The 25775-nt window shown below is 72.9% G+C and carries 22 protein-coding genes; 12 read left to right on the plus strand and 10 right to left on the minus strand.

The genetic code is table 11. From position 1 onward, the window contains the following. Positions 1–16: 16 nt before the first annotated feature. Together AB0E98_RS31155 and AB0E98_RS31160 are read left to right on the plus strand one after the other, a co-directional pair. The gene (locus AB0E98_RS31155; protein ID WP_361709185.1) at positions 17–2302 is read left to right on the plus strand and encodes a 3-hydroxyacyl-ACP dehydratase; all 2286 of its coding nucleotides are present in this window, start codon (positions 17–19) and stop codon (positions 2300–2302) included. Positions 2303–2325: 23 nt separating this feature from the next. Then, entirely contained in the window at positions 2326–3891 is a 1566-nt protein-coding gene (locus tag AB0E98_RS31160) for a PfaD family polyunsaturated fatty acid/polyketide biosynthesis protein (protein WP_361709188.1), read from the plus strand. A 27-nt stretch (positions 3892–3918) separates the two neighbouring features. Here AB0E98_RS31160 and AB0E98_RS31165 read toward each other — a convergent pair whose 3' ends face one another. Both AB0E98_RS31165 and AB0E98_RS31170 read right to left on the minus strand, forming a co-directional pair. After that, positions 3919–4776 carry a maleylpyruvate isomerase N-terminal domain-containing protein gene (locus AB0E98_RS31165; RefSeq protein ID WP_361709189.1) on the minus strand — a complete coding sequence of 286 codons (858 nt, stop codon included), beginning with the start codon at positions 4774–4776 and terminating at the stop codon, positions 3919–3921. A gap of 80 nt (positions 4777–4856) precedes the next feature. Continuing rightward, positions 4857–5372: a DUF6314 family protein gene (locus AB0E98_RS31170; protein ID WP_361709192.1), complete on the minus strand. Its 516-nt coding sequence runs from the start codon at positions 5370–5372 to the stop codon at positions 4857–4859. A 169-nt stretch (positions 5373–5541) separates the two neighbouring features. On the opposite strand from AB0E98_RS31170, the gene AB0E98_RS31175 reads away from it, so the two are divergent. The 3 genes from AB0E98_RS31175 to AB0E98_RS31185 are packed head-to-tail and all read left to right on the plus strand — an operon-like array spanning position 5542 to position 8428. Further along, entirely contained in the window at positions 5542–6603 is a 1062-nt protein-coding gene (locus AB0E98_RS31175) for an NAD-dependent epimerase/dehydratase family protein (RefSeq protein WP_361709193.1), read from the plus strand. 40 nt (positions 6604–6643) lie between these two features. Then, complete coding sequence (locus tag AB0E98_RS31180) at positions 6644–7012, plus strand: VOC family protein (RefSeq protein WP_361709195.1); 369 nt, start codon at positions 6644–6646, stop codon at positions 7010–7012. 51 nt (positions 7013–7063) lie between these two features. Further along, on the plus strand, positions 7064–8428 hold the full coding sequence (locus AB0E98_RS31185; RefSeq protein WP_361709197.1) for an OFA family MFS transporter: 1365 nt from the start codon (positions 7064–7066) through the stop codon (positions 8426–8428). A 492-nt stretch (positions 8429–8920) separates the two neighbouring features. On the opposite strand, the gene AB0E98_RS31190 is transcribed toward AB0E98_RS31185, so the two are convergent. From AB0E98_RS31190 to AB0E98_RS31210, 5 genes are all read right to left on the minus strand, one after another. Continuing rightward, entirely contained in the window at positions 8921–9865 is a 945-nt protein-coding gene (locus AB0E98_RS31190) for an alpha/beta hydrolase (RefSeq protein ID WP_361709199.1), read from the minus strand. Positions 9866–10132: 267 nt separating this feature from the next. Beyond that, the gene (locus AB0E98_RS31195; RefSeq protein ID WP_361709202.1) at positions 10133–10549 is read right to left on the minus strand and encodes a hypothetical protein; all 417 of its coding nucleotides are present in this window, start codon (positions 10547–10549) and stop codon (positions 10133–10135) included. A 260-nt stretch (positions 10550–10809) separates the two neighbouring features. Continuing rightward, on the minus strand, positions 10810–12657 hold the full coding sequence (locus tag AB0E98_RS31200; RefSeq protein WP_361709204.1) for a hypothetical protein: 1848 nt from the start codon (positions 12655–12657) through the stop codon (positions 10810–10812). Positions 12658–12927: 270 nt separating this feature from the next. Continuing rightward, positions 12928–14064, minus strand: coding sequence for a class I SAM-dependent methyltransferase (locus tag AB0E98_RS31205; RefSeq protein ID WP_361709206.1), 1137 nt, complete (start codon positions 14062–14064; stop codon positions 12928–12930). Between the two features lie 201 nt (positions 14065–14265). Beyond that, positions 14266–15159 (minus strand): CPBP family intramembrane glutamic endopeptidase, encoded by an 894-nt coding sequence (locus AB0E98_RS31210; protein ID WP_361709207.1) that lies wholly within the window; start codon positions 15157–15159, stop codon positions 14266–14268. 169 nt (positions 15160–15328) lie between these two features. Here AB0E98_RS31210 and AB0E98_RS31215 point away from each other — a divergent pair, with 169 nt between their 5' ends. Continuing rightward, positions 15329–16585 (plus strand): histidine kinase, encoded by a 1257-nt coding sequence (locus tag AB0E98_RS31215; protein WP_361709209.1) that lies wholly within the window; start codon positions 15329–15331, stop codon positions 16583–16585. Continuing rightward, positions 16582–17316, plus strand: coding sequence for a response regulator transcription factor (locus tag AB0E98_RS31220; RefSeq protein WP_361709211.1), 735 nt, complete (start codon positions 16582–16584; stop codon positions 17314–17316). The genes AB0E98_RS31215 and AB0E98_RS31220 overlap by 4 nt, the downstream gene beginning before the upstream one ends. Here AB0E98_RS31220 and AB0E98_RS31225 read toward each other — a convergent pair. Beyond that, complete coding sequence (locus AB0E98_RS31225) at positions 17252–18835, minus strand: FAD-binding protein (protein ID WP_361709243.1); 1584 nt, start codon at positions 18833–18835, stop codon at positions 17252–17254. The two genes, AB0E98_RS31220 and AB0E98_RS31225, sit on opposite strands and share 65 nt — an antisense overlap. 167 nt (positions 18836–19002) lie before the next feature. Further along, the gene (locus AB0E98_RS31230) at positions 19003–20379 is read right to left on the minus strand and encodes an erythromycin esterase family protein (RefSeq protein WP_361709214.1); all 1377 of its coding nucleotides are present in this window, start codon (positions 20377–20379) and stop codon (positions 19003–19005) included. 155 nt (positions 20380–20534) lie between these two features. Between AB0E98_RS31230 and AB0E98_RS31235 the strand changes: the two genes are divergently transcribed. Continuing rightward, the gene (locus tag AB0E98_RS31235; RefSeq protein ID WP_361709216.1) at positions 20535–21905 is read left to right on the plus strand and encodes an erythromycin esterase family protein; all 1371 of its coding nucleotides are present in this window, start codon (positions 20535–20537) and stop codon (positions 21903–21905) included. Positions 21906–22021: 116 nt separating this feature from the next. After that, positions 22022–22855, plus strand: a complete 834-nt coding sequence (locus AB0E98_RS31240; protein WP_361709218.1) for a hypothetical protein — start codon at positions 22022–22024, stop codon at positions 22853–22855. Positions 22856–22884: 29 nt separating this feature from the next. Here the strand turns inward: AB0E98_RS31240 and AB0E98_RS31245 are convergent, their stop codons facing one another. After that, on the minus strand, positions 22885–23739 hold the full coding sequence (locus AB0E98_RS31245; protein ID WP_361709219.1) for a YdcF family protein: 855 nt from the start codon (positions 23737–23739) through the stop codon (positions 22885–22887). Between AB0E98_RS31245 and AB0E98_RS31250 the strand changes: the two genes are divergently transcribed. The 3 genes from AB0E98_RS31250 (at position 23734) to AB0E98_RS31260 (ending at position 25475) form a co-directional block, all read left to right on the plus strand. Then, the gene (locus AB0E98_RS31250) at positions 23734–23991 is read left to right on the plus strand and encodes a hypothetical protein (RefSeq protein ID WP_361709220.1); all 258 of its coding nucleotides are present in this window, start codon (positions 23734–23736) and stop codon (positions 23989–23991) included. The two genes, AB0E98_RS31245 and AB0E98_RS31250, sit on opposite strands and share 6 nt — an antisense overlap. An 87-nt stretch (positions 23992–24078) precedes the next feature. Next, positions 24079–24747, plus strand: a complete 669-nt coding sequence (locus AB0E98_RS31255; protein WP_361709222.1) for an HNH endonuclease family protein — start codon at positions 24079–24081, stop codon at positions 24745–24747. A gap of 140 nt (positions 24748–24887) precedes the next feature. Continuing rightward, positions 24888–25475 carry a DUF308 domain-containing protein gene (locus AB0E98_RS31260; protein WP_361709223.1) on the plus strand — a complete coding sequence of 196 codons (588 nt, stop codon included), beginning with the start codon at positions 24888–24890 and terminating at the stop codon, positions 25473–25475. Positions 25476–25775 lie beyond the last annotated feature (300 nt).

Consider the following 25775-nt stretch of genomic DNA (forward strand, 5'->3'; position numbering starts at 1 on the left):
CCAAGGAGGAATCCTCATGGACGAACTCGGATTCGAGGGGATTCCGCTGCCACGACCGGCTGATGCTCCGGCCGTCGCTCCGGCTCCCGGGCCGGAGACCGTCGTTCCGGCGCCCGCTCCGGAGGCCGTCGGCCAGGACGCCGCGTCGTCGCTCACGGCGCGGCTCGCCGAGCGCCTCCAGCACACTCACGCCCACGTCCTGACGGCCCATCAGACCATCATCGCCTGGCAGCTCGCCCGCGCCGTACGCCCGGCGTGCCTCTCCCCGGCCCCCGCCCCGCCCGTACAGCCGCCTGTGCACCCACCCGTACACCCGCCCGTGCCCCGGCCCGCACCGGACCAGCCCGGTGACGCCGTGGCGACGATCCTGTCCGCCGCGGCCCGCGCGCTCCGGGCCGCGGGCACCTGCCCGTACCCGGGGAGCGCGGTGATCACCTGGCTGGACGAAGCGCCCGAACTCCCGGACACCGCGCCGCGCGTCGAGCGCGACGGCCGGGAGTGGCGGATCGGCGACGCCGAGCGGACCTTCGCCGTCCTGGCGCCGCACGGGCCCCAGGACCCCTGGCCCGAGCCTCCGGTCCGGCGCTTCCCGCCCGACCCCCGCCCGCTGGCCCGTGCCACGGTGACCCGGCTGACCGCCGCCGACCTCGACGCGCTCGCCGCCGGTGACATCGCCCGCGTCCTCGGGGCCGCCTTCGACCAGAGCGGCCGGCCATCCGCCGTCCTGCCCGCGCCCTGGCCCGCCCGGCTGCTGGACACGGTCACCCTCGTCGACCCGCGCGGCGGCCGGAGCGCGCAGGGCCTGCTGTACGCCACCACCCGGCTGCCCGACCGCGCCGGGGAGGCCTGGCCCCACTGCGTGGCGGCGGCTCTGGAACTCCTCCGCGTCCACGCCTTCCACCAGGGCTTCCACCTGTGCCTGCCCGGCGCCCGCGCCACCCTCCCGGCCCGGCGGCCCGTCCTGGTGGACGTCCGCGACACCCCCGTCCCGCCCGGCGCGGAACTCCGGCTGGAGGCCGAGCTCACCGCGACCGGCATGCTGCCCAGGCCGTATGTGACCGCCGACTGCGAGGTCACCGTGGCCGGCCATCCCCTGGCACGGCTGCGGGACGTGGGCGTCGTACTCAAGGAGGGGCCGGGACAGGACGCCCTGGACCCCGGCCGGCCCAGCCTCCGCACCAGTACCACCGGCCGGCGCGTGGTCGCCGACGAACTGCACACCGCGATCTTCGCCGAGGGCGACCTGGGCACCGTGCCGCTCCCCGGGAGCACCACACGGGTCACCGGCCGGGTCCGGCCCCGGCTGCCCCGAGGGGACTTCCGCATGCTGGACCGCGTCGTCGACGGGCACGGGGAGTGGGGCGAATACCGCCCCGGCAGCTGGGGCCTCGCCGAGTACGACGTCCCGGCCGACCCCTGGTACGTACGGGAGAACGGCGGGACGATGCCGCAACTGGCCCTCATGGAGACCGCGCTCCAGGCGGCGGGGCTGTTCAGCGGCGTGCTCGGGGTCGCGGGCGCGTACCCCGACGGGCACCTCTCCTGCCGCAACCTCGACGGCAGGGCACGGCTGCTCCGGCCGGTCGACACACCGGGCACCACCGTGGAGCAGCACGTCACCCTGCGGTCGCACTCGCCCCTGCCCGGCGGCGTCATGCACCGCTACGACTTCCGGCTCCGCGCGGACGGCGAGCCCTTCTACGCGGGGGAGGCCGTCCACGGCTTCTTCACCCCCGAGCTGCTGGCCGAGCAACAAGGGCTGGACGGCGGCACGTACCGGCCCCCCTGGCTGGAACGCCACCCGCCCGCCCCCGCCGACGTCCGCCGGCTGGACCTGCGCCGGGACCTCCGGCTCGGGCGCGGCCGCCTCGCGCTGCTGGAGGACGTGACGCTCGTACCCGGCGGCGGCGACCACGGCGCCGGATACGTCCTGTGCGACAAACCCGTGCGGCGCGACGACTGGTTCTTCCACCACCACTTCTTCCAGGACCCCGTGATGCCGGGCTCCGCCGGGGTGCAGATGCTCTACCAGGCCGTGCACGCCTACGCCCTCCACACCGGCCTGCTCGACCACCTCGTCCGCCCCCGCTCGCACATCGCCGTCGGCGAGGAGCTCCACTGGTCGTACCGGGGGCAGATCCTGCGCGAACACCGGCGGGTGCGCGGCGAAGCGCACATCCGCGAGGTTCGCCGGGAGGACCGGCGGGTCCTGCTGCGCGCCGACGGCAGTGTCTGGCGCGACGACCTGCGCATCTACCAGGTGGACAACATCGCGGCCGACATCCGCGGGGAGGCCGCGTGACCACGCGGGGGAGGGGAGCGACGATGACACCCGCTCAGGTGCGGTACGACACCGACGGCGTCCACGCGGTCCTGGCCGACCTGGACCGCCCCTGCTACATCGTCGGCGGCGGCGGCCGCGTGGGCGCCACGAACGCGCCGCCCGTCCCCGGTGACGGCCTCGCCGTCCTGGCCGCCGTCGCCCCGCAGCACCCCGACCGGCTCGGCTCCGCCGAGTTCCGCCACCACCACGGCGTCCGCTACGCCTATATGACCGGCGCGATGGCCGGTGGCATCGCCTGCGAGGAGTTGGTCGTCGCCGCCGCCCGGGCCGGGCACCTCGCCTCCTTCGGAGCCGCCGGACTCCCCGAAGCCCGCGTCGACACGGCCCTGGAACGGCTGGAACGCGCCCTGGGCTCCGCCGGGGTTCCGTACGCGTGCAATCTCATCCACAGCCCCATGGCACCCGGCCAGGAACGCGCCTGCGTCGACGCCTGCCTGCGCCACCGAGTGCACTGCGTGGAGGCCTCCGCGTTCGTCCAGCTCACCCCCGACCTGGTGCGCTACCGCCTCGCCGGGCTCCACCGCGACCCGGGCCCCTCCGGGGTACGGGCCGAGCACCGGGTCGTCGCCAAGGTCTCCCGCCCGGAGACCGCCGAACTGTTCCTCCGCCCGGCCCCCGGGGAGCTGACGGCCGCCCTGGTGGCCGGCGGGCACGTCACCGCCGAACAGGCCGCGCTGGCCCGCACGGTGCCGCTCGCCGACGACATCACCGTCGAGGCCGACTCCGGCGGCCACACCGACCGCCGCCCCCTCGCCGTCCTGCTGCCCGTCGTCATCCGCCTGCGCGACCGCGTCGCCCGCGAGTACCCCGCCACCGCGCGGGTGCGCGTCGGCGCGGCGGGCGGCATCGGCACCCCGGAGGCCGTGGTGGCGGCCCTCGCGCTGGGCGCCGCGTACGTCGTCACCGGCTCGGTCAACCAGGCCGCCACCGAGGCCGGCACCTCACCGGCCGTCAAACGACTGCTGGCGGACGCGGGCCTGGCCGACTGCGTCATGGCCCCGGCCGCCGACCTGTTCGAACAGGGCGTGACCGTCCAGGTCCTCGCCCGGGGCACCATGTTCCCCGGCCACGCCAGCCGGCTGTACCGCCTCTACCGCGACCACGACGGCCTGGCCGCCCTGCCGCCCGAGGAACGCCGCTACCTGGAACAACGCGTCCTGCGCCGCCCCCTCGACGAGGTCTGGCGCGACACGGCGGGCCATCTGGCGGCCCACCACCCGCCGTGGCGCGAGCGCGCCGAGCGGGATGCCAAGTTCCGGATGGCGATGGTCTTCCGCTGGTACCTGGCCATGGCCTCGCGCTGGGCCGTCACCGGAGAGGCCGGACGCAAGGGGGACTGGCAGATCTGGTGCGGGCCCGCCATGGGCGCCTTCAACGCCTGGACGGCCGGCAGTGCCCTGGCCGATCCCGCCCGGCGCCAGGTCACCGCCATCGCCCACCACCTCCTCCACGGCGCCGCCTTCCACGCGCGCGTCACCCAGCTCCGGCTGGCGGGCGTAAGGTTGCCGGCCGCCTGCGCGGAGTACCGGCTGCCCGGGGGGACGTGAGAACACCGTCGTCGTGCTCGTCAGGGACTAGGGACTGACGAAGAAGCCGCTGAACCGCGGGGCGAGCCACGGCCTGCGGCCGCCGGGACGCATCGCACCGCGGACGACCGCCTTCCAGAGAGGGATACGGCGGAAGGCGATCAGCAGGAGGGTCCTCGGGTCGGTCGTGATCCGGCAGTCGTAGGCGCGCGGCGGCGCGTCGCGGGTGACCGTCGCGACCCCGTCGTCGACGACGACCGCCAGCCGCGGCCCGCCCTCGACGGCGAGGTCGTAGGCGATCCGGACGCCCCGCGCCCGCGCCGCGTCGACGGCGAACGGCATCATCGTCGGCATCGACTGCCCGAGCACCAGACGCGCGTCGTCCGGCGCGATCGCCCAGGGCAGCCGGGCGCCACGAGCGATGTCGAGGCCGTGCAGAAGGGTCTCGCTGAGCATCATGCCGGTGGCCGCGGCCAGGGTGATGGCGACGTCCGGCCCGTACCAGGGCGTCGTGACGGGCGCGTCCGGCGCAAGCCCCTCGGTGACCCGCAGGAACGTCTCGCCCCGTTCCAGTACCAGCGCGTCGAGACACGTGCGCGCCTCCTCGCCGATCAGGCCGAGGGCCTTGGCGTTGACCGAGGTGACCCGCTCGGCGAAGGTGCGCTCACCCACCGGCAGCACGCTGTCCCAGTCCTGGAACTCATGCGTGAACGCGGAGCCGTACGCCACGTAGACGGCGCACACATGCGCACCGACGTCGCCCACCGTCCACGGCGGCACCCCCGAGGGCACCCCCGGGTCGGCGACATCACGCAGCAACCCCGCCAGCCGGGCCACCGCGGCCCGCAACGCCGCACGGGCCCTCTCGTGCTCGGCCCCGGCATCGAACCGGCCGGCAGTACCCATGGCCCACCCCTTCGGCGACGGACGGCCCGCAGGGTACCGCGAGGCTCGTGGTCATGACAGAGGAAGCGCGACGGAACGGCTCAAACGCCCGCGCCGCTCCCGCCCTGACGCCGGTAGACGGAGTGCTGGACGTGTTCCTTGGCCGGGCCGGCCGTCCGCCAGCGCACCCGCCATTCGAGGGGAGAGACGACCGTGAAGGTGCCGTCGTAGAGGTCGGCGCCGCACGGGTGGCGCGTGTGCCAGAGGCCCGTGCGGAGGTCCAGGTCGTGGAAGGGACGGCCGTCGGCGAAGGTCACCTCGGCGGTGCCGTCCGGGCCGGGCAGGAGCCCGAGCGTACGGCCGGCGCGGTTGACCGTACCGTTCCAGTCCAGCTCGCCGTCCTCGACGTGGAGCAGACGGGCGCCGTCGCCGTCCGCCCGGAACTCGGCCGTGCCCTGGTACGTCCCGGCCGCCCCAGTGGCCAGGTCGGTGAGCGTACGGTCGACCGTCCAGCGGCCGGTCAGGAACACCAGGACGTCGGGGACCGGGAACACGGCGGACGGCCCTGTCGGCCCTGTCGGCCCGGACGGGGGAGCGGTGGCGGCGGCGGAGCTCATGCCCTCAGTATCCGCCGCCCGGGCGGTCGGCTCGCCCAGGGCGGCCGCCGCTCCGCATGACCGGCCGGCGGGACCGCCCGCCCCCGCTCCCCGTTCGCCCGTGGCGCAACCGGTCCGCTCCTGGCGTACTCCTGTTCCCTCAGCGGCCTCCGCGCGCAGACTCAGCCGCATGAGACTTCTGGTGATCGGTGGATCCGTGTTCCTGGGAAGGGCTTTCGTCGAGGAGGCGCTGCGGCGCGGCTGGGAGGTGACGGTCTTCAACCGGGGCAGGACCCAAGCCGACCCGGACGGCGTCCGGGTGATCCGGGGCGACCGCGAGCGCCCCGAGGACCTCGCCCGGCTCGCCGGGGAGGGCCCCTGGGACGCGGTCGTGGACGTCTGCGGGTACGTCCCCCGCGTCGTGAAGGCCTCGGTCGAGGCGCTGGCCGGGTCGGCGGCCGCATATCTGTACGTGTCCTCCGTCAACGCCCGCCCCGGCTGGCCCGCCGAGCCCGTGGACGAGAGCTCGCCCCGGCACGACTGCGCCCCGGACGCGGGCCCCGACGACGGCGACTACGGCAAGCTCAAGGTCGGCTGCGAACGGGCCGTGGAGGAGGGCTTCCCCGGGCGCGCGCTGATCCTCGAACCCGGCCTGATCATCGGGCCGCACGACCTCGCGCGCCGCCTCACCTGGTGGCTGCGCCGGGCCGCGGCCGGCGGCCGGATGGTCGCGCCGGGCGCGCCCGGCCGCGGGATGCAGCTCGTCGACGCCCGTGACATCGCCGTGTTCGGCCTGGACCGGATCCTGGCCGAGGACGCCGGGACGTACCTGGTCAGCGGTACGCCCGCGAACACGACCTGGGGTGAGTTCCTGGGCACGTGCGTGGCCGTGACCGGCGGCGGGGCGGAGCTGGTGTGGGTGGGCGACGAGACCCTGCTGGAGCACGAGGTCGCCGTCTGGAGCGAACTCCCGCTGTGGGCACCGGAGCACGGGGAGACGGCAGCGGTCTGGCGGCCCAGCTCGGCCAAGGCCGTCGCCGCGGGGCTGCGCTGCCGTCCCGTCGAGGAGTCCATCCGCGACACCGCCGCCTGGCTGTTCGGTCCCGGCGGCCTCGACGAGGCGTTCGGCCCCGACCGTACGGGCCGGGAGGCGCGGCCCATCACACCCGAACGGGAGCAGGCCCTGCTGGCGGCCGCCGGCCGGCCACGCCCGCTCCCCGGAAGCGATCAAGATCGGCGGAATATCGAATAACACCGGGGGAGTTCACGCCTGTTATGCCAAGCTGACGTTCATGCTCGATCACATAGCGATCCAGGTACGGGACGTCGCCGCGAGCGCGCGGTTCTACGACGTCGCCCTCGCGCCGCTCGGCGGCGGGCGCACCAAGACCTTCGGGGAGAACGTCGGCTTCGGCACCACCGGCCACACCCTGTGGCTCGTCCCGGCCGACGGCGACGACGGCCCGGCCCGTGAACTGCACGTCGCCTTCACGGCGCCCGACCGCGCGGCCGTCGACGCGTTCCACGCCGCCGCCGTCGCGGCCGGAGCCGAGTCCCTGCACGCCCCACGGGTGTGGCCGGAATACCACGCGTCGTACTACGGGGCGTTCGTGCGCGACCCCGACGGCAACAACGTCGAGGCCGTCTGCCACACCCCGTAGCCCGGAGCCGCGCTCTTCCGGCGCGGCTCCGGCGGGCTGTACGTTCCGTGCATGCTCGCCCGATCCCGTACCGTCGCGCCGCCCGGGTGGAGTCGCTGGCTCGTGCCGCCCGCCGCGCTCTCCATCCATCTCGCCATCGGTCAGGTCTACGCCTGGAGCGTGTTCAAACCACCGCTGGAGGCCTCGTTGGGTCTCTCCGGCACCGCGTCGGCGCTGCCGTTCCAGGTGGCGATCGTCATGCTCGGCCTGTCCGCCGCGTTCGGCGGCACGCTGGTGGAGCGCAACGGGCCGCGCTGGGCCATGGCCGTGTCGGCCCTCTGCTTCTGCGCCGGGTTCCTGGTGGCCGCGTGCGGAGCGGGCACGCGGCAGTACTGGCTCGTGGTGGCGGGCTACGGCCTCATCGGCGGCACCGGCCTCGGTATCGGCTACATCTCGCCCGTCTCCACCCTCATCAAGTGGTTCCCCGACCGGCCGGGACTCGCCTCCGGCATCGCCATCATGGGTTTCGGCGGCGGCGCCCTCATCGCCTCGCCCTGGTCCACCGCGCTGCTGTCCGCCTTCGGCGAGGACACGGCGGGCATCGCGAAGACGTTCCTGGTCATGGGCCTCGCCTACGGCGTCTTCATGACGCTCGGCGTCCTGCTGATCCGGGTGCCACCGGACGGGGCCGGGGAGGGCGCGGGTGCGGGCGCCGCACCGGCCCGCCCGGCGGCGGCCGCCACGGGCGAGGTGTCGGCCCGTACCGCCCTGCGCACCCCGCAGTTCTGGTGCCTGTGGGTGGTCCTGTGCGCCAACGTCACCGCGGGCATCGGCATCCTGGAGAAGGCCGCACCGATGATCATGGACTTCTTCGCCGAGTCGTCCTCGCCCGTCACGGCCACCGCGGCCGCCGGGTTCGTCGGCCTGCTCTCGCTCGCCAACATGCTCGGCCGGATCCTGTGGTCCTCCGTCTCCGACGTCGCCGGCAGGAAGAACGTCTACCGGCTCTACCTCGGCGCCGGCGCGCTGATGTATCTGCTGATCGCGCTGACCGGCGGCTCCTCCAAGCCCGTGCTCATCGTCTGCGCGGCCGTCATCCTCTCCTTCTACGGCGGCGGCTTCGCCACCGTGCCCGCCTACCTCAAGGACCTCTTCGGCACCTACCAGGTCGGCGCGATCCACGGCCGGCTGCTCACCGCCTGGTCCACCGCCGGCATCCTCGGCCCCCTCATCGTCAACGCCATCGCCGACGCGGGGAAGTCCGCCGGCCACACCGGGCCCGGCCTGTACACCACGTCCTTCTTCGTCATGATCGGGGTGCTGGCCCTCGGGTTCGCCGCGAACGAGTTCGTACGCCCCGTCCACCCCCGCCACCATGAACCGGCGGGTGCGGAAGGACGTGCCGCCGTCGCACCGGACGAGGGAGTCGCGCTGTGACCACCGGCCGTAAGGCACTGTTCGTCCTCAGCTGGCTGTGGGTGGGAGCCCCCTTCGCCTACGGCGTCTACGAACTCACCCTCAAGCTACGGCAGTTGTTCTCCGGCTGAGCATCGCTCACCGTGTGCCCCCGCGACCCGCCCGCCGAGCAGGCACCGCCATCACAGGTCCGGCCGCGGGGCGACGCTGGATGCCCCTGCGACAGTCGGACTCTCGGGTGCCACCTCGCTTTCCTGAGTGGCCGCCCGGTCCCGGCGGCAAACACCCCGAGCGGTCGTTCACGCGTTCGGCGGCAGGAGACGTCGGAGGCCTTGGACCGGCCGCTGCGCGGCGTGCCCGTGCTGTTCCGTCGGTCGCTGCCCATGGACCACCGGCACGGCACGAAGACCGACCGTGCCGCACCGGCCCGCGGGGCGTCCGCCCGGCTCGGGTGAACGGGTGGCCCTGGTGGCGGTCGGCCGGCCGGCTCGCGTGGGCGGCCGCGGACCGCCGTCAGGCCGCGCCGTCCAGCCGGCGCTTGAGCCGCGTGAACAGCTCGCCGACGGCGGCGTCCGCGGCGGCGGACACCGGGAACAGGTTCAGGAAGCCGTGGATCAGCCCTGCGTAGGAGTGGACGAACACGTTCACACCGGCGTCCTGGAGGGCCCGCGCGTAGGCCAGGCCCTCGTCGCGCAGCGGGTCGTACTCGGCGGTGCCGATGATCGCTGGAGCCAGTCCGGCGAGGCTCCGGGCCCGTAGCGGCGACACCCGCGACGATCCGCGCACGGCCGGGTCGTCGCCCGCGTAGAGGTGCTGGATGTCGGCGATGTTCCCGCTGGTGAGCAGGTATCCGGAGCCGTTCTCGGCGCGCGAGGGGTATTCGCCGTCGAAGTCGGTCGCCGGGTAGGCGAGCAGCTGGGCCGCCAGCGGACGGCCCTCGTCCCGGAAGGTCTGGGCGATCACGGCGGCGAGGTTGCCGCCCGCGCTGTCCCCGGCCACGGCGACGCGATCGCGCCGCGCCCCGTACTCCTTGACGTGGTCGGCGACGTGGCGTGCCACGGCGAGGCAGTCCTCGTAGGGGGCGGGGAAGGGGTCTTCGGGCGCCCGGCGGTAGTGGACGGCGACGACGACCGCGCCGGTGTCCCGGCACAGCCGGCGGGTCACGTGGTCGTGGCTGTCGAGGTCGCCGGTGATCCAGCCGCCGCCGTGGAAGTAGACCACCGTGGGGACCGGGCCCTCGTCCGTCGGCCAGTAGATCCGCACGGGGACGTCCCCGGCGGGCCCGGGCACCGCGCCGTTCTGTACGGAACCGACCGCGATGGGCTCGGCCGGCGCCGTCGAGGCGGACAGCCGCCGCTCGGCCTCGCGCAGCGTCTCGGGGTCGGTCGTCCGGACGGGGGCGGCGGCGACGGCGTTGGCCCGGTCGAGGAGGCCGGCGAGATCCGGGTCGAGGGGCATGGACGGTGCCCTTTCCTTCGGACGGGTGAAATGGACGGGCCCGTCCGGAGGAAATTTCCCGGGCCGGCGGCCGCCGGCCCGGGAAGGCGCGGACGCGGCGCATGCCGCCATGATGAACGGCGATCACCCCACGGGCCACTCGTGCGGTCCCGATGGCCCATCACCCCGCGCTTCCGCGCGGCCTTTCGGGGAAATAAAAAAAGGCGACCCCCGGTCGAGTGGTCGCCTTTACGGGCCAGGCGCGCGGCCGGTGCCCCGCCCGAGTCCTTACGCGATGCCGTCGGCGGTCGCCTTGGGGGCCTTGGCGCGACGCTTCTTGGCCTGCTGCGGGAGGGGCTGGGCCTCGCGGGAAGCGTCCAGGAACGGCTTCAGGGCCTCCAGGAGCTTCTCCATGGACTCCTTGCCGAGGTCCACCTCACGCCGCTCGTGGGTCATGCACGGACGGGTGGCCAGCTTGTGGCTGCCGTCCTCGTTCACCTCGTCGGTCTCGTATTCCTCGGTGCCCATGACCGGGGCCAGGATCTCGGCGGTGAAGATGTCCTCCGTCACCTCGGGATCGAGGTCGTCGTGGAAAATACGCCGCCAGTACGTTGTGATTTCCTGCCCGCCGACCGGAACGGAGACCGGCTCGACGCCCGGCGCTTCCTTTTCGGATTCTTCAACCTGCTCGAACTTGACTGCCATTGGGCACTCCTTTTTCGCGGTGTCAGCCCCAAACGATATAAGAAACAGGCGTGTTGAGCCAATCGGCAAGGCGGGCGGAACCTTTGGGGTGAAGGGGGAATTTCGCCGCTCCCGGGAGGCCTGCCGGGAGCCGGATCCGCCGCCCCGGTGCCGTGTCCGGCCGGGGCGACGGTGCGTCTCATCTCCTATGCGCGAGGCCGTATGACGGGCCGACAGACGCGCCGGGGTCGCGTCGGCGGCGCGGGACCGTTCCCGGCCGGTCAGCCCTGCTTCCGCTCCCGTTCCAGCGAGACGCGCACCCGGTCGACCCCGAGGCCGATCTCGTTCTCGTGCGGCACGGGCGGCGGCGTGTCGCGCAGCAGGTTCACCACCGCGTCGAGGTACTTCTGCCGTTCCTCGCGGGACTGCCGAGGCCCGGCCACCCCGGACTGCCAGGAGTCCTCCTTCCAGCGCTCGATGTCCACCTGCTGCTTGACGAACTCCTCGTTGTACTGCTTGGCCCGCTCCACCAGGGCGTCCCGGATCGCCTTGTCGTAGTGCCGCCGGAGCTGCTCCGGCAATTTCTCGACGCGCTCCCGGGCCCGCTTCTCGATGCTCCAGGTGAGGATCCTGGAATTGGCCGACACCCGCTCGCGGTCCGCGTCGGTGGCCGCGTCGGCGCGCGGCCCGGCGAAGCGGCGCTCCACCGCGGCGATCTCCTCGGCGGCGTCGTGGAGGATCACGGCCTTCTCGGCCTCCAGCTGTTCCCGCTCGGTCGTGAGGGCCGACTTGACGAGCCGTTCGAAGCCGTCGGCGCGGAACGCCTGGAAGGCCTCCTCCCACGCCTTGTCCCGCGTCTGCTGGAAGACCGTCACCGAGGGGATCTGCGCCTCCTGCCACTTCTGGCTGAAGTAGCGCGCGCCGTGGACCGTCAGCCCCAGCGGCCACAGCGGCGACACCGTCAGCGCGTCGCCGCCGAGGCAGGCGATGGTGTCCCCGGCATCCGCCCGGCCGTGCTCGGCGTCGGCCCCGGCCTGTGTCCCGCAGCCCACGAACGGCACGATCGCCGTGATGGCCGCGGCCTTGTCGAGGCTGGTGGTGTCCTGCGCGAACGCGTCGTGCACGCCCTTCGCCCACAGCGCGGCCCCGGTCACCAGGAGCGCCCCCTTGGCGGTGCCGCCGGCGCTCTTCAGCTTCGCCCGGACGGTGGCCTTCGCCGCGGGTGACAGGCTGGTGTAGCCGCGGATACGGGTGTGCACGTCGGCGGGCGTGAGCTTCCGGCCGCTTGCCCCGGCCACGTTCAGGGAGTACTTGGCGGCGAGCCGGGCGAAGGCCTCCTCCACCTGTCGGGCCTCCAGCGCCTCCGTGCTCTCGGGAGTGCCGGCCCCGGGCCGCTCCCGGTCCACGGGCGGCTTCGCCGCGTCCTCGCCGGGCGGGGTCCCTTCCGGACGGGTGCCGTCCGGCTCGCCCCTCTCGCACGCACTCACCGAACGCTTCGACCGGCCGCCGGACGGGCCGGTCTCGCAGACGCCATGGCCCTCGGGCCACCCCTTGCCGGCCAGCCAGTCGCCCATTCCGGGATTCCGGGGGTCGTCGACCCCCACGATGAACAGGTATTTGCGCGGGATGTCGCCCTCGTGGGCCCAGGCTCCATTGGTGGACTTACCACCGAGCTTCCCGTTGTCGCCCTTGAGATTGCCGCGGCCCAGCAGACCGCCCTGTTCCTTGAGCTCGTTCCACCGGATCTTCACACGTACGGCGCTGCCGCGCGCCTCGATCTCGTTGGCTCCCTCGATGCCCTTCGGGGTGGTCGAGTCCCACATGAACACATGCCGGTGGTGGTCGAGTTTCACGCTGCCCGGCGCCAGCTGGACACCGAGGTGCTCCGCGGTCCGGAGACCGCTTTCATGAAGTGTCCGCCTGAGACCGTCGAGCCCCGTTCCCTGTTTGTCCACGGCTATGTGCACGTATTCGGGAGCCATGACCTGCCGGCTCGTGCCCCCGTTCTCCGGCCCCGCCGGCGGGGCCGCCTCGGCGACGGCCGCACCGGTCATCGTGAGGACCACGGCCGTCGCCACCGCCGTCATCGCCGTACGACGCGGGGCGAAACGCCCCATCCGATTGTTCATCGTTCCCCTTCTTCAGTCCACGACAGCGGCACCGGAATCCTTTTCGTCGGGCCCCCGTCCTTCCGGGGACACCGAGGCAGGAAAGGGCCCACGACGGCCATGGCAGGCGGCCGTCGTGGAATTCCCGGTGCGGACTTCAGAATTCATGCCGGGTGTGACCGGCGGTAACGGCCGAATGGCCAATGCTCGGATACGACCCAGGGCCCATTTCCCCCGCCGGTCGGCGGGGGTCCCGACACCGATGGGGGGATACGGGGCGACGCCTCGTGCTCACGCGACGGTCAGCCGCCAGAGCGAGGTGACCTCCCCGGCGCGCGCGGCGTGGAAGGGGTCCGCCGTGTCCCGCGCGCGGGGATGCCGGGGCCGGGTGCCGGTCCGCTCCACCACCCTCAGCCCCGCGTCCTCGATACGGGCGAGCAGCTCGCCCCGCGTCCTGAGCCCCAGCCGCTCGGCCAGGTCGGACAGGACGAGCCACCCCTCCCCGCCGGGTACCAGGTGGGAGGCGAGCCCGTCCAGGAAGGCGTGGAGCATTCCGCTGCCCGGGTCGTAGACGCCCTGCTCGACGGCCGAGGCGGGCCGGCCCGGAAGCCACGGAGGGTTGCAGACGACGAGCCCGGCACGGCCGTCCGGGAACAGCCCCGGGGCGCCCATGACCTCGACGCGCCCGGCGAGCCCGAGCCGGTGGGCGTTCTCGCGGGCGCAGGCCAGCGCGCGCGGGCTGTTGTCCGTGGCCACGACCCGCTCGACGCCCCGGCGCGCCAGAACGGCGGCGAGCACACCCGTCCCCGTACCGAGGTCGAACGCCGCCGGCCCGCCGGCCCGTCCACGCGCCGGGGCCGGGAGCGGCGCCCGCGCGACCAGGTCGACGTACTCGCCCCTGACGGGCGCGAACACCCCGTAGTGCGGATGGACGCGCGCGTCGAGCGCCGGTACCTCCACCCCGCTCCGGCGCCACTGCCGGGCACCGAGCACGCCCAGCAACTCCGTGAGGGAGACCGCCGTCGCCCCGCGCGGCGGCCCGTACGCCTCCGCGCACGCCTGACGCGTGTCGGGAGCCCTGCGCAGGCTCAGCGAGTGGTCGTCCTCCAGCAGCACGAGCAGCCTGCCGAGCACCCGGGCCCGGTGTCCGCGGGCCCGGCGGTGCAGGAGGAACGACCGGGCGGGGCTGTCGCCCGGCCGGGGAGGCTTCCGGTCGACGCGGCGGCCCATGGCTTGCAGCAACTGGCGGGCGTTGTGGAAGTCACCGCGCCACAGCAGTGCCGTGCCTTCGCAGGCCAGCCGGTGGGCGGTGTCCGCTGTCATCCGGTCGTCCGCGACCACGACCCGGCCGGGCGGCGGGGTCGCGTTCTCGGAGTGCCAGCGGGCGGAGAAGGGCGTGCGGTACTCGGTCCAGTGGATCGTGGACACGGGGGACTCCTCGTGATCGAACGCGCAAGGGGCACGAAGAGCACTTCGACGAGGAGCGGGAGGAGAACGGCCCGTGCGGGGGCACGGGCGGTCGTGTCAGGGCAGGCCGGGCTACCGCTCCCGCGTCGAAGCGCGAGAGGGGACGTCGCCGAGAACCATGCCGAGTGTCACGAGCAGCCCTTTTCTGTGACTGAGGGGTCGTCAGAGGTTCGCACGGCCGTCCGCCCGCGGGCAAGTGACTTTGCCCGCCGACGCCCGTCGGCGCGCGCCGACGGCGATCACGGCACAGGCCAGGGCCATCGGAGCCGTCGTCAGCAGCGTCACGGTGTTCACGCCGAGACCGGCTCGTTCACCGAGGAGGAAGCCGCAGAGCAGGGAGAGCACCATGTTGTTCCCGCCGTGCGCCAGGGACACCACCCATACGCTGCCGCTGCGGTCGTAGAGCCAGCCGAGCAGCGTCTCCTGGAACAGGAACGACACAGTCCAGACGGCCAGCCCGAGGGGAGCGTCGGAGAACTCGATGTAGTCGGTGAACGCCAACGGATAGTGCCACACCGCCCAGATCAGCCCGGTCGCCAGCGTGGCCCGCACCGGACGCCCCGGGAACAGCCGCTGCCGCAGAAAAGGGACCCAGCCGAACTCCTCTCCCCAGTAGACGGGCGTCAGGAGCGGGACGACCGCCATGAGCAGCGGGACGAACGCCCAAGCGGGCAGCCCGCCGGAGAGGTCCGCGAGCGCGGAGGGACCGGGTATCCGCCACCCCAGCGCTCCCGCCAGCCCCACGGCCAGGGCGGCGAAGACCAGCGGCCCCAGCCACGCGGCGAGGTAGTACGGCCACGCGCTCCGGAACCGGAACCTCAGCCCGGCCCCGGCGAAGCCCTCCCGGGTCACCCGGCGCCGCACCACCACCGCGGCGAGCGCGGGCATGAAACCGAAGGGCAGTTGGACGAACGGGCTGACCAGCGACAGCCCCCACAGCGAATGAGCGGCGTACAGATAGAGCCAGCTCCCCGTGAAACAGATGACCAGAAAGGCCACCACGCCGTTCCGGCCACCCGAATCACCACCCGGCCCCACCTCGCTCGTCGTGCTCACCGCTGCGATCCGCGATGCCATCAAAGAACCCCCGTCTCACGAAGCCGATGCCGAAATCCCGGCAAGCCTCGTGCGCCGGACCGGCCGGCACATCCCGTCGGCGGGGGAGCACACGTATCGCTCGCGCGGGGGAGGCGGGCCGCCGGAAGCCACTGCGATACTCCCGGGCGTGCGTCTCCTGATACGTCCGTTCCGCCCGCCCACGAGCGGCGACACCCTTCGAACCTGGCTCCACGGGCTGCTCGGCGCCGCCGGTGGTCTCCTGCCGCTCGCCGCCGCGTCGCTCGTGGCCGCGGCGGCCCCGCGCGACTGGCCGGCACCGGCCCGGACCACCGTGCTCCTGGCCGTGTGGGTCGCCTTCACCGTCGCCGTCGCCGCCGGCTGCCCGCGCCCGGCGCGGAGCGCCTCCGTCCGCCTGGCCAACGGCCTGCTGGGCACGGGCCTTCCCGCCCCCGTCGCGGCGGCGCGCCCACGCGGCGCCGACCGGCTCCGTACGGGGACGTGGCTCGTCCTGCACACGGTGGCGGGCAGCGCGCTGACGGTCGTGACCGCCCTCGCGCTGGGCACGGCCGTCGCCCTGCCCGCCGTATGGCTGAACGGCGGCGACCGGATCACGGTGGTCCGCCCCCTGGACGTTCCCGGTGGAGCGAGCGGGCTCTGGACGCTCCCGGCGGCGGCCGCGCTCCTCCTCCTGGCCGGCCACGCCTGCGCCGCCGTCTCCGCCCTCTTCCGGCGCGCCGCCCCCGCCCTCCTCGGCCACGGCCCAGCCGAACAACTCGCAGCGCTCGAGTCGCAGATGCGGCGGATGGCCCGGCGCAACCGGCTGGCACAGGAGTTGCACGACTCGATCGGCCACACCCTGACGGCGTCCACCATCCAGGCGGCGGTGGCCAGAAGGCTCATGGACACCGACCCGGCCGCCGCTCGTCGTGCCCTCACCGGCCTGGAGGAGGCCTCCCGCGCCGCCATGGACGACCTCGACCACGCCCTGGGCATCCTCCGCGAGGAGCGCGCGGCCACCGCCCCGCCGCTCACCCTGGCCGACCTCCACACGCTGGCCGACCGGGTCCGCCGGACGGGGACCGACGTCCACGCGGACGTCACCGGCGACCCGGCGGGCATCCCCGCGACCGTGTCCCGGGAGGCCTACCGCATCGTCCAGGAAGGGCTCACCAACGCCCTCAAACACGGCGACCGTTCCCCGGTCCGCCTGCGCGTGACGGTCACACCCGCCCTTCTGGAGCTGGAGATCGCCAACCCGGTCCCGGGCCGCGCCCGGCCGGCCCGCGGAGCACGACGTGGCAGGGGCCTCACCGGCATCCTGGAACGCGTGGACCTCCTCAAGGGCGAGGCCGTCGCGGGCCCGGACCCCGCCGGCACGGGCTGGCTGCTCACCGTGCGCGTCCCGCTGAGGCAGGCGCCGTGACCACGACCGTCACCGTCCTCGTCGCGGACGACGAGGAACTCACCCGTACCGGCCTGCGCACCCTGCTCTCGGCGCTGCCCGGGCTCGACGTCGTCGGCGAGGCTGCCGACGGCCATCAGGCCCTGGCCCTCGCCGAGGAACTGCGGCCGGACGTCGTCCTGATGGACGTCCGGATGCCCGGCATCGACGGTATCGAGGCCACGCGACGGCTCCAGACCGCCCTGCCCGCGCCGCCGAAGGTCGTGGTGATCACGACCTTCGAGAACGACGCGTACGTCTACGACGCCCTGCGCGCGGGCGCGGCGGGCTTCGTCCTCAAACGCGCCCCGTCCGAACAGATCGCCCACGCCCTGCGCCTGGTCGCCACGACCGACTCCCTCCTCTTCCCGGACCGCGTCCGCGGGCTCGTCGCCGCCCGCCCCGGGCCGCCGCCCCGGCCGCCGCGCGGCACCCCCGCCCTCACCGCCCGTGAACGGGAGATCCTCCGTCTGATGGCGAGGGGCCTGGCCAACACCGATATCGCCGGGGCTCTGGTAGTCGGCCTGGAGACGGTCAAGACCCACGTCAGCAACCTCCTCGCCAAACTCGGCGCCCGCAACCGCACCCAGGCCGTGATCCTGGCCTACGAATACGGGTACGTCGTCGCGGGCGCCGGTGACGGACCGGTCAGTGGGGCGGACGGATGGACAGCGCGTGCCGGAACTCGTTCCTCGGGTCCCAGTGCGCCTTGACGCGCTGGAGCCGCGCGTAGTGGCCCTTGTAGTAGAGGGTGTGCCACGGCGTCCCGGACGTGTTGAGCGCGGGGTCGGCGAGGTCGGCGTCGGGGTAGTTGATGAAACTCCCGTCGCTGTCGGTGCCGGGCGCGGGCACGCCGCCGCTGTCGGCGTACACGGCCTTGTAGAGGTCGCGCACCCAGGCGAGCTCCGCCGCGCCGTCGTGCTTCGGGTCCTTCCAGCCCGTCATATAGACCGCCTTGAGGATGGAGTCCCGCTGCGCGACGGCCGTCGCGTCCACCGGGACGGTGTTGACCTTCCCGCCGTAGGAGACCAGCCACAGCGAACCGTCGAGTTCGTCGCCCGCCTTGCCGGTGAGGTGCTCGTGGAGCACCCCGATCTGACGGTCCGTGAAGCGGCGGCGCAGATATCCGGACTTGACCTTGAAGGGCGTCGGCGCCGACTCGGAGACGTTCGCGTGGGCTTCGAGCCAGGGCTGGGTCTGCTGGTTCACCGTGGGCCGGGACCCGATGCCCTGGTCGATCGCGGCCACGTAGTCGTCCATGAGCCGCCGCGCTCCGGGGCCGGTGGAGTCCAGCCGGCCGACCAGGTCGAGGGTGCCGATCTTGCGGGTGTTCAGCATCATCACACTGAACAGCCCCGCGTAGGGCGAGCCGGGCGCGCTGTTGTTCTCGTACCAGGTGCCGTGGTTGCGCACCAGCCGGGCGAAGGAGCGCTCGTCCAGGTCCTTCCACGACCAGGAGGCGGTGAAGGTGAGGACCGACGCGGGCGGGCGGGGCAGCAGACGGGCGGGGTCCGACCCGGTGGCAGCCGGGTCCCGGAACCAGTAGCGGGTGACGATGCCGAAGTTGCCGCCTCCGCCGCCGGTGTGCGCCCACCACAGCTCGCGCAGGGGGCCGGACGAGTCCCGGGTGGCGACGACGTTCGACGCCTTGCCGGAGGCGTCCACGACCACGACCTCGACGCCGTACAGGTGGTCGACGGACAGTCCGTACCGGCGCGACAGGGCACCGTACCCGCCCCCGAGCACATGCCCGCCGACCCCCACCTCGGCGGTGGCCCCCGCCGGGATGGCCACACCCCACTCGGTGAACAGCCGCCGGTACACCTGGCCGAGCAGGGCGCCCGGCTCGACCGCGAACGCTCGCCGCGACGCGTCGTAATGAACGGCGTTCATGGAGGAGAGGTCGATGAGCGCCTTGACGGAGGGGTCGTCGACGAAGTTCTCGAAGCAGTGCCCGCCACTGCGCACGGCGATGCGTCTGCCCTCGCGCACGGCCTGCTGCACGGCCTCGACGACCTGCCCGGTGGTGTCGGCCACCCGGATGTAGTCGGGCTTGCCGACGAAGCGGGCGTTGCTGCCGCGCAGGATGAGCGACGGGTAGCGCGTGTCGTCGGGGCCGACGGTGGCCGGGCCGGACCGGGCCGGCGCGGCGGCGACCGCCTCCGGCGCGGACAGCCCGGCGGCCGTGGCCCCTAACGCCGCCGTGCCCGCGAGCACTCCGCGTCGTGTCACGTCCGTCAAGGCATGCTCCTGTCATTGTTGGATGCGGGGAAACGGCGCATGGCTCAACAGTGGTGGATCCGAGGGGGAGATGACATCGTCCCGGGGGAGTAGGGGGACACCACTACCGGCACGAGGGGGGGAGGGGCGACGCTCGCCGCCGCTCCCCCCGTCGGCCGCTACGGCCGTGCCACCGGGACGGATGCCCGTACGTCGTGCAGGTGCATGACGATGTCGTAGCCCCGGCCCAGCGCGAGCGGCCACGCCGTCCGGTAGGGGTACCGGCCGGGGATCACAAAGGTCGGCCGGGCCGTGTCCAGCCACCCGGCCAGGGCCGGATCGCGGCGCGCCTCGCGCAGGTCGACGTAGAAGTCGCGGTGGCGCACCTGGTCGAGGACGTACTCGTTGCTGCCCGGCGCGGCCGGGCCGAAGGGGAACGCCCCCACGCCGTTCGTCGCCGTGCGGGCCCGGTAGGCGCCGCCGTACGCGGTCGTGCCGACGGCGAGGTACTTCTTGCCGACGAGTTCGCGCAGGTCCGCGCCCATGGTGACGGGGTAGACGTGCGGCAGGGCCGTGTCGTAGGAGATGTGCCCGTCGTGTGCCGAGACGACGATCCGGCCGCCGGTGTTCCGCTGCCACCAGACGGCGTTCTCGGCCATGGTCCGGTCACGGTACCGGTTGGCCGCGAGGGCCTGGGCCGGGTCGTCGCTGTCGAAGGCGTTGGACGTGGCCATCTGCGAGACTACCCGGGCGTCCTGGAGCACCCGGGCGTCCCGCTTGCCGGCCCCCTCCAGCAGCCGGTACGCGGCCCCGGCGTCCTCGGCGATCTTCTTGCGCCCGGCGAGCGGGAGGGCGCCGTACGCGGCCAGCCGCTCGGCGACCCCGCCGCGCACGGCGCGGAGCGCCGCGTACCGCTCGCGCAGTTCGGGGACGAGGGCGGGTGTGTTCTTCCCGGCCCAGGAGAGGATGCCGTCGTACTGCTCCGGGTCGACGTCGGAGAAGTCCATGCCGACGATCCGGACCTGGTGCGCGCCGGTGCGGTTGTGCTCGCGCACCCAGCCGAACAGCCGCAGGTACTCCTCCGTGTCGTCCAGGCCGTACGCGTCCTGGAACTCGTCGCGCATGATCTGCCGCAGATCGCCCTCGCCGGTGCGGACGTAGGCGTCCAGCTTGGCGGCGGCGGACCAGTTGATCTCCATGGCGAAGGCGGAGAACCCCTCGCGCGTCACCAGGTGCCGCAGCAGCCGGTCCTTGAGGGCGAAGACGTCCCCCGAGCCGTGCGAGACCTCGCCGAGCCCGACGACGGAGGCGCCCCGGGTCGCCTTCCCGAAGGCCTCCAGATCCGCGCCGGACCCGCCCGGCCGGACGCCGCGCAGCCGGTGGGCGTACCGGTCCAGTCCGGCGACCACCTCACGGTCCGGCGTCGTGGTCGCGGCAGCGGTGGCGGACGGCGCGGCCTGCGGTCGCGCGACCGCGGTGGCGGCGGTCGCCGGGCCCAGGAGCGCGGTGACGGCGAGGGCCAGGGACGCGGAACGGCGTAAGGTCATGTGTCTCATGCACGCTGTTATACAGGTTGACTTTCGCGGCTATTGGGACAGCTGATGCGTGCGTGCCCGGACGGTGAAGGTGGGGCCAGCCCTACCCGGAAGACGGGGACGTGCCCGATGGCCCCGGCCCCTCCCCGGAGCGGACGCTGGGACGCGTGAAACGAATGAGACATCGTCAAGCGACCGCCCTCCTGACCCTCTTCCTCTGCCTGGGCACTGCCGCGGCCACCACCCCGGCCATCGCGAACACCGGCCCTGACGACGACGGCGTCGTCAGGGCCGTCGAGCGCGTCGCGCACCCGCTGCGGTCCACCGAGCCGTCCGGCCCCTCGGACGACCTGCGGCCCCTGGACCGTATGGTGGGCGACGCGCGCGTCGTGGGAATGGGCGAGGCCACCCACAGCTCCCATGAGTTCTTCACCCTCAAACAGCGCGTCTTCCGCCACCTGGTGCGGGACCGCGGCTTCCGGACCTACGCCCTGGAAGCCCCCTGGAGCACCGGCCTCAGGCTCAACGACTACGTCCTCCACGGAAAGGGCGACCCGGAGCGCGTCCTGCGCGAGGACTTCCAGGACGCCTATCTCTTCTGGAACACCCGGGAATACCTCTCCCTCGTCCAGTGGATGCGCTCCTGGAACGTAGCCCACCCCGGCGACCCCGTCCGGTTCATGGGCAACGACGTCTCCTACTCCGGCCCGGACCTCTACGACCGGGTCCTCGACTACGCCCGCGCCGCCCACCCCGCCCTGCTGCCCGAGCTCACCGGGCTCTACCGCGACCTGCGCCCGACGACGCCCACCGGCCCGTACATGCGCGCCTGTCTGGAGCAGCCGCTCGCCGAACGGCAGGAGAAGGCCGACCGAGCCCAGCGGGCCCTGGACCTGCTGCGGAAGCAGCGGCCGGGCCCGGGCCACGAGGCGGCTGAGGCATACCGATGGGCCGTGCGGAACGCGCTGACACTGCGGCAGACCGCCGAGCAGTACGCCTTCGACTTCGGCCGGCAGGACGGCGTCTCGGCGGCCATGCGCTTCCGTGACCAGGTCATGGCCGACAACACCGCCTGGTGGCAGCGGAACACCGGCGACAAGGTCCTGCTCTCCGCCCACAACGGGCACATCGGCTATGTCAGCAACGACCCCGTGAACTACCCGAAGTCCCAAGGGGCCGTCCTTCACGACCAGTTCGGGTCACGCTATGTCGCCGTCGGACTCTCCTTCGACCAGGGTTCGTTCAACGCGACGGGCCCCGATGACAAGCCGCTGGGGAAGAACGTCAAGAAGTTCGCCCTGGGGCCCGCCGCCCCGGGCAGCAACGAGCACACCCTCGACCGCGTACGCGAGCGCGACTACTTCCTGGACCTGCGCACCGCACCGGCGGAGGCCCGCGACTGGTTCCGCCGGGCCCGGCCCACCTACAGCTTCGGCACGGCCTACCCCTCGCCGCTGCGCCAGGTCGCCCTGGGCCGCGGCTTCGATGCCCTGATCCACCTCCACCAGGTGCGTGCCGCCGACCGCCTTCCGGGTGAGGAGGGCTGACGACACGACGACGGGCGCGTGACCCGGACGGCCGGAATCGCCCCCCATCGTGTTCCGCGCCGTGCGGGCCCGGGGAAGCATGACGCGGACCGGAAGGCGATCAGAAGGGCCGGGGAATGGCGTCGGACATCGCGGGCAGAGCTGACCACTGGGGCAAGAGCAGCTTCGACGACATCTACGACCGGCCCGACCCCCGAGCGTATTTCGCCCGGCTGGCGCCCCTGCGGTACCAGATCCCCCACCACGCCCAGCCCGTCTTCCGGGCCGTGCTCGCCGGCCGGGCCCGCGTCCGCCCCGGCGAGCCGGTCACCATGGTGGACCTGTGCTGTTCGTACGGCATCAACGCCGCCCTGGTCAACCACGACCTCACGCTACGGGAACTCTACGAGCACTACACGAGCCCGCTGACGGCGGAGCTGTCCCTGGAGGAACTCATCGCCACGGACAAGGAGTTCTACGCCACCCGTCGTCGCGCCGACGCGGTCCCCGTCGTCGGCATCGACGCGTCGCCCCGGGCCGTCGGCTACGCGGCGGCCGTCGGCCTGCTGGACACCGCCTTCGCCGCGAACCTGGAGACCGTACCGGCGGGCGCCGCCCTGACCGAGGCGCTCGCCCCGGCGGGCCTGATCACCGTCACGGGCGGGCTGAGCTACATCGGGCCGCGCACGTTCGACACCGTCCTCGCCCCGTCCGGCGGGCGGGCCTGGGTGGCGGCGTTCGTGGTACGGCCCGTCGACTTCCGTCCCGTCGAGGCGGTGCTGCGGCGGTACGGACTGGTCACCCGGCCGTCCGGGGCGTCCCACCGGCAGCGCCGCTTCACCGACCCGGACGAGCGGCGGCGCACCCTGGAGAGCCTCGTGGCGGCCGGACTGGACCCCGCCGGGCGCGAGGCGGAGGGGTACTACCACGCCGTCCTCCACGAGGCCCGGCCCGCCGCGGACTGGGACTGACCGCCGGCGCCTGCAGGCGGTCCGTGGGCTCAGTGGATCAACACGGCCGCCAGGCCGAAGAGGGCGAGCAGCCCGCAGATGGTGAAGTTGACGAGCTTGTGGTTGAGGAAGACCGCGACGAACTCGCGGATCGTCGCGCTCGGCCAGAAGTACGCGGCCGTCGGGGAGCCGACGACCTGGCCGTTGACGCCGGTCTTGCGGGCCATGAGCGCGGCCCGGAAGGCGTGGAAGTTATTGGTGACGATCACGCAGCGGTAGCCCGGCTTGGCCTCCGCCATGATCGCCTTGCTGTAGAGGAGATTCTCCTCGGTGGTACGGGACTTGTCCTCGCGCCGGACGTGCTCGGCCGGGAAGCCGCGTTCGGTGAGGTAGTCGGCCATGGCGTGGGATTCCGGGAGCCGCTCGTCCGGGCCCTGGCCGCCCGAGGTGATGAGGACGGGCGGATTGCCGCGTGCCGCCTGCCGCTCGTACACCTCGCGTCCGCGCTCCAGCCGGCTGGCGAGCAGGGGTGGCACCTTCGCCCCGCCGATGAGGCCGGAGCCGAGCACCACCACGAAGTCGACGTTCCGGCGCGGCCGCATCCAGCCGTACAGGAAGGCGTATCCGATGAAACAGAAGAACAGGAACGACACATAGGCGGCGATCATCACGGTGGTGCCCGTGACGATCGTCAGGTTCCGGGAGCGGGTGGCGGCGGACGCGATCGTCAGGCCGATGAGCCCGAAGATGCCGAGACCGGCGAGGAAGGACAGCAGATTGGCCGGGCGCCGCCCCTCCTTGCGGATCATCTTCACGCCGTTGGCCAGCAGCAGCGCCGGCAGTACGAAGGCGCCGAGGAAGGGGATCAGGAGGAGCCCGGCCGCGATCCACTCCAGGGCGTGCACACCGCGGTCGCCACCCGCCGCGGCCGCGCGCAGCAGACTGAACAACAAGCCGAACAGCAGGCATATACAGGTGAGCCCGAAATGAACCGCGTTGCTGAAGCGTCGCCGGTCGCGCAATACGCCGATGCCGAAAAGGAGAAGGAACAGGGCTGCGGGAGCATACGCGATCACGACTGCATCGTACGCGGTGTGACGATGTGTCTGAACATGGCGGCGCGGCGACCGGAGTCATCGGACGAAATGCCGGGCTGACCAGCCTTCTTGAAGTAAGAGTGCCAGCGCGCCCTCGGACGGGCGAATGGGTCGGGCGGGCCCGCGACGGCCACTAAGTGTTTGCGCATGATCACTTCTCGCGTCCGGCGGCGCGCCGCCGCCGCTGTCCTGGGCCTGGCCGCCGTCATGGCCCCGCCCGTCGCCGCGCCGGCGGTCTCCGCCCCCTCGGCGTCCTCCCACCGCGTACCGCCGGAGCCCCCGGCGGCGGACGCGGTCCGCACCGAGCTGGACGGGCTCAAGGTGGAACCGCCGCACTCGATGACGGGCTACTCCCGGGCCAGGTTCCCGCACTGGATCAAGCAGTACGGGGAGTGCGACACCCGTGAGGTGGTCCTGTCGCGGGACGGCTCGGCCGTCACACAGGACTCGATGTGCCGGGCCGTCGCGGGCAGCTGGTACAGCCCGTACGACGACAAGACTCTCGACTCGGCGTCCAAGGTGGACATCGACCACATGGTGCCGCTGGCCAACGCGTGGCGCAGCGGCGCGGACACCTGGACCACCGACAGACGGAAGGCGTTCGCCAACGACCTCGACAACCCCCAGCTGTACGCCGTCTCCGCCTCTTCCAACCGCTCCAAGGGCGACCAGTCGCCGGACCAGTGGTCGCCGCCCAACCAGGACTACTGGTGCACCTACTCCCGGGCCTGGGGGCACATCAAGAGCCTGTACGCGCTGAGCGTCACCCAGCCCGAGAAGGAGAAGCTGATCGCGATGCTCGACACCTGCGACTGACGGACCGCGGGCCGCGGGCCGGGGGCCGGGGGGCCGCACGGGGAGGGACCGGAATGGGACGGTCCCTCCCCGTCGTGTTGTCGGTATACGGTATCCGTGCAAATCTGGACGAAGGGGCGATCAAGTGGGGAGCGCGTGCCATGACTTTCTCCCTCGACGAATCCCAAGGACTCCACGGGGACCTCAGCCGACTGGCGCACGCGGGCTGGCAGGCACTGCTGGGCGCCGGCATCGCCTCGGTGGCCCTGGGCGCGATCGTGCTGGCCTGGCCCGAGGCGTCATTGACGGTCGTCGGGATCCTCTTCGGCCTCTATCTGCTGGTGATCGGCGCCTTCCAGCTCGCCGGCGCCTTCAGTTCGTACGTCCCCGGCGCCCTGCGCGTGCTGGGCTTCGTCAGCGGCGCCCTGTGCGTCCTGCTCGGGCTGCTGTGCTTCCGCGAGCCCGCCCGGTCGATCCTGCTGCTCGCCCTGTGGATCGGGTTCGGCTGGCTGCTGCGCGGAGTGATGCTGGCGGGCGTGGCACTGTCGGCCAAGGGCATGCCCGCCCGTGGCTGGCAGGTGTTCGTCGGATTCCTCAACATCCTGGCCGGCGTCCTGATGATCGACCTGCCCTTCCGGTCGATCACCGTGCTCACCATGGTGACCGGAGTGTTCCTGGTCGTCATGGGCGTCTTCGAGGTCTTCCACGCCATCCAGCTGCGCGGCCTCCTCAAGAAGGCGACGGGCTGACCCAAGAAGTCGGCGGGCTGAGCCCCGCCCGGCGGGAACGGGCCCGCGCCTCTTCGTAGGCGCGAGGCCCTTCCGCCGTATCTGCACCACACTTCGACCCGATAAACATACTCAGCTACGTACGGATGAACGTGCGCCGCCGATGCTGCGCGGACGCCCATGAGTCCGCCACTCTGCTGCGTGGCCTGGTCGGGGGGTGGCACGGCGGCCGATGGGGGTGACGGTCATGTCCGCACGCCGTCGGGCGGGGCGCCGCACCCGAGAACTCCGGCACCGTGAACGGCCGTTCACGGTGTCCGC

It is taken from the genome of Streptomyces sp. NPDC037389, from assembly GCF_040636475.1.
GTDB classification, from domain to species: Bacteria; Actinomycetota; Actinomycetes; order Streptomycetales; family Streptomycetaceae; genus Streptomyces; species Streptomyces hesseae.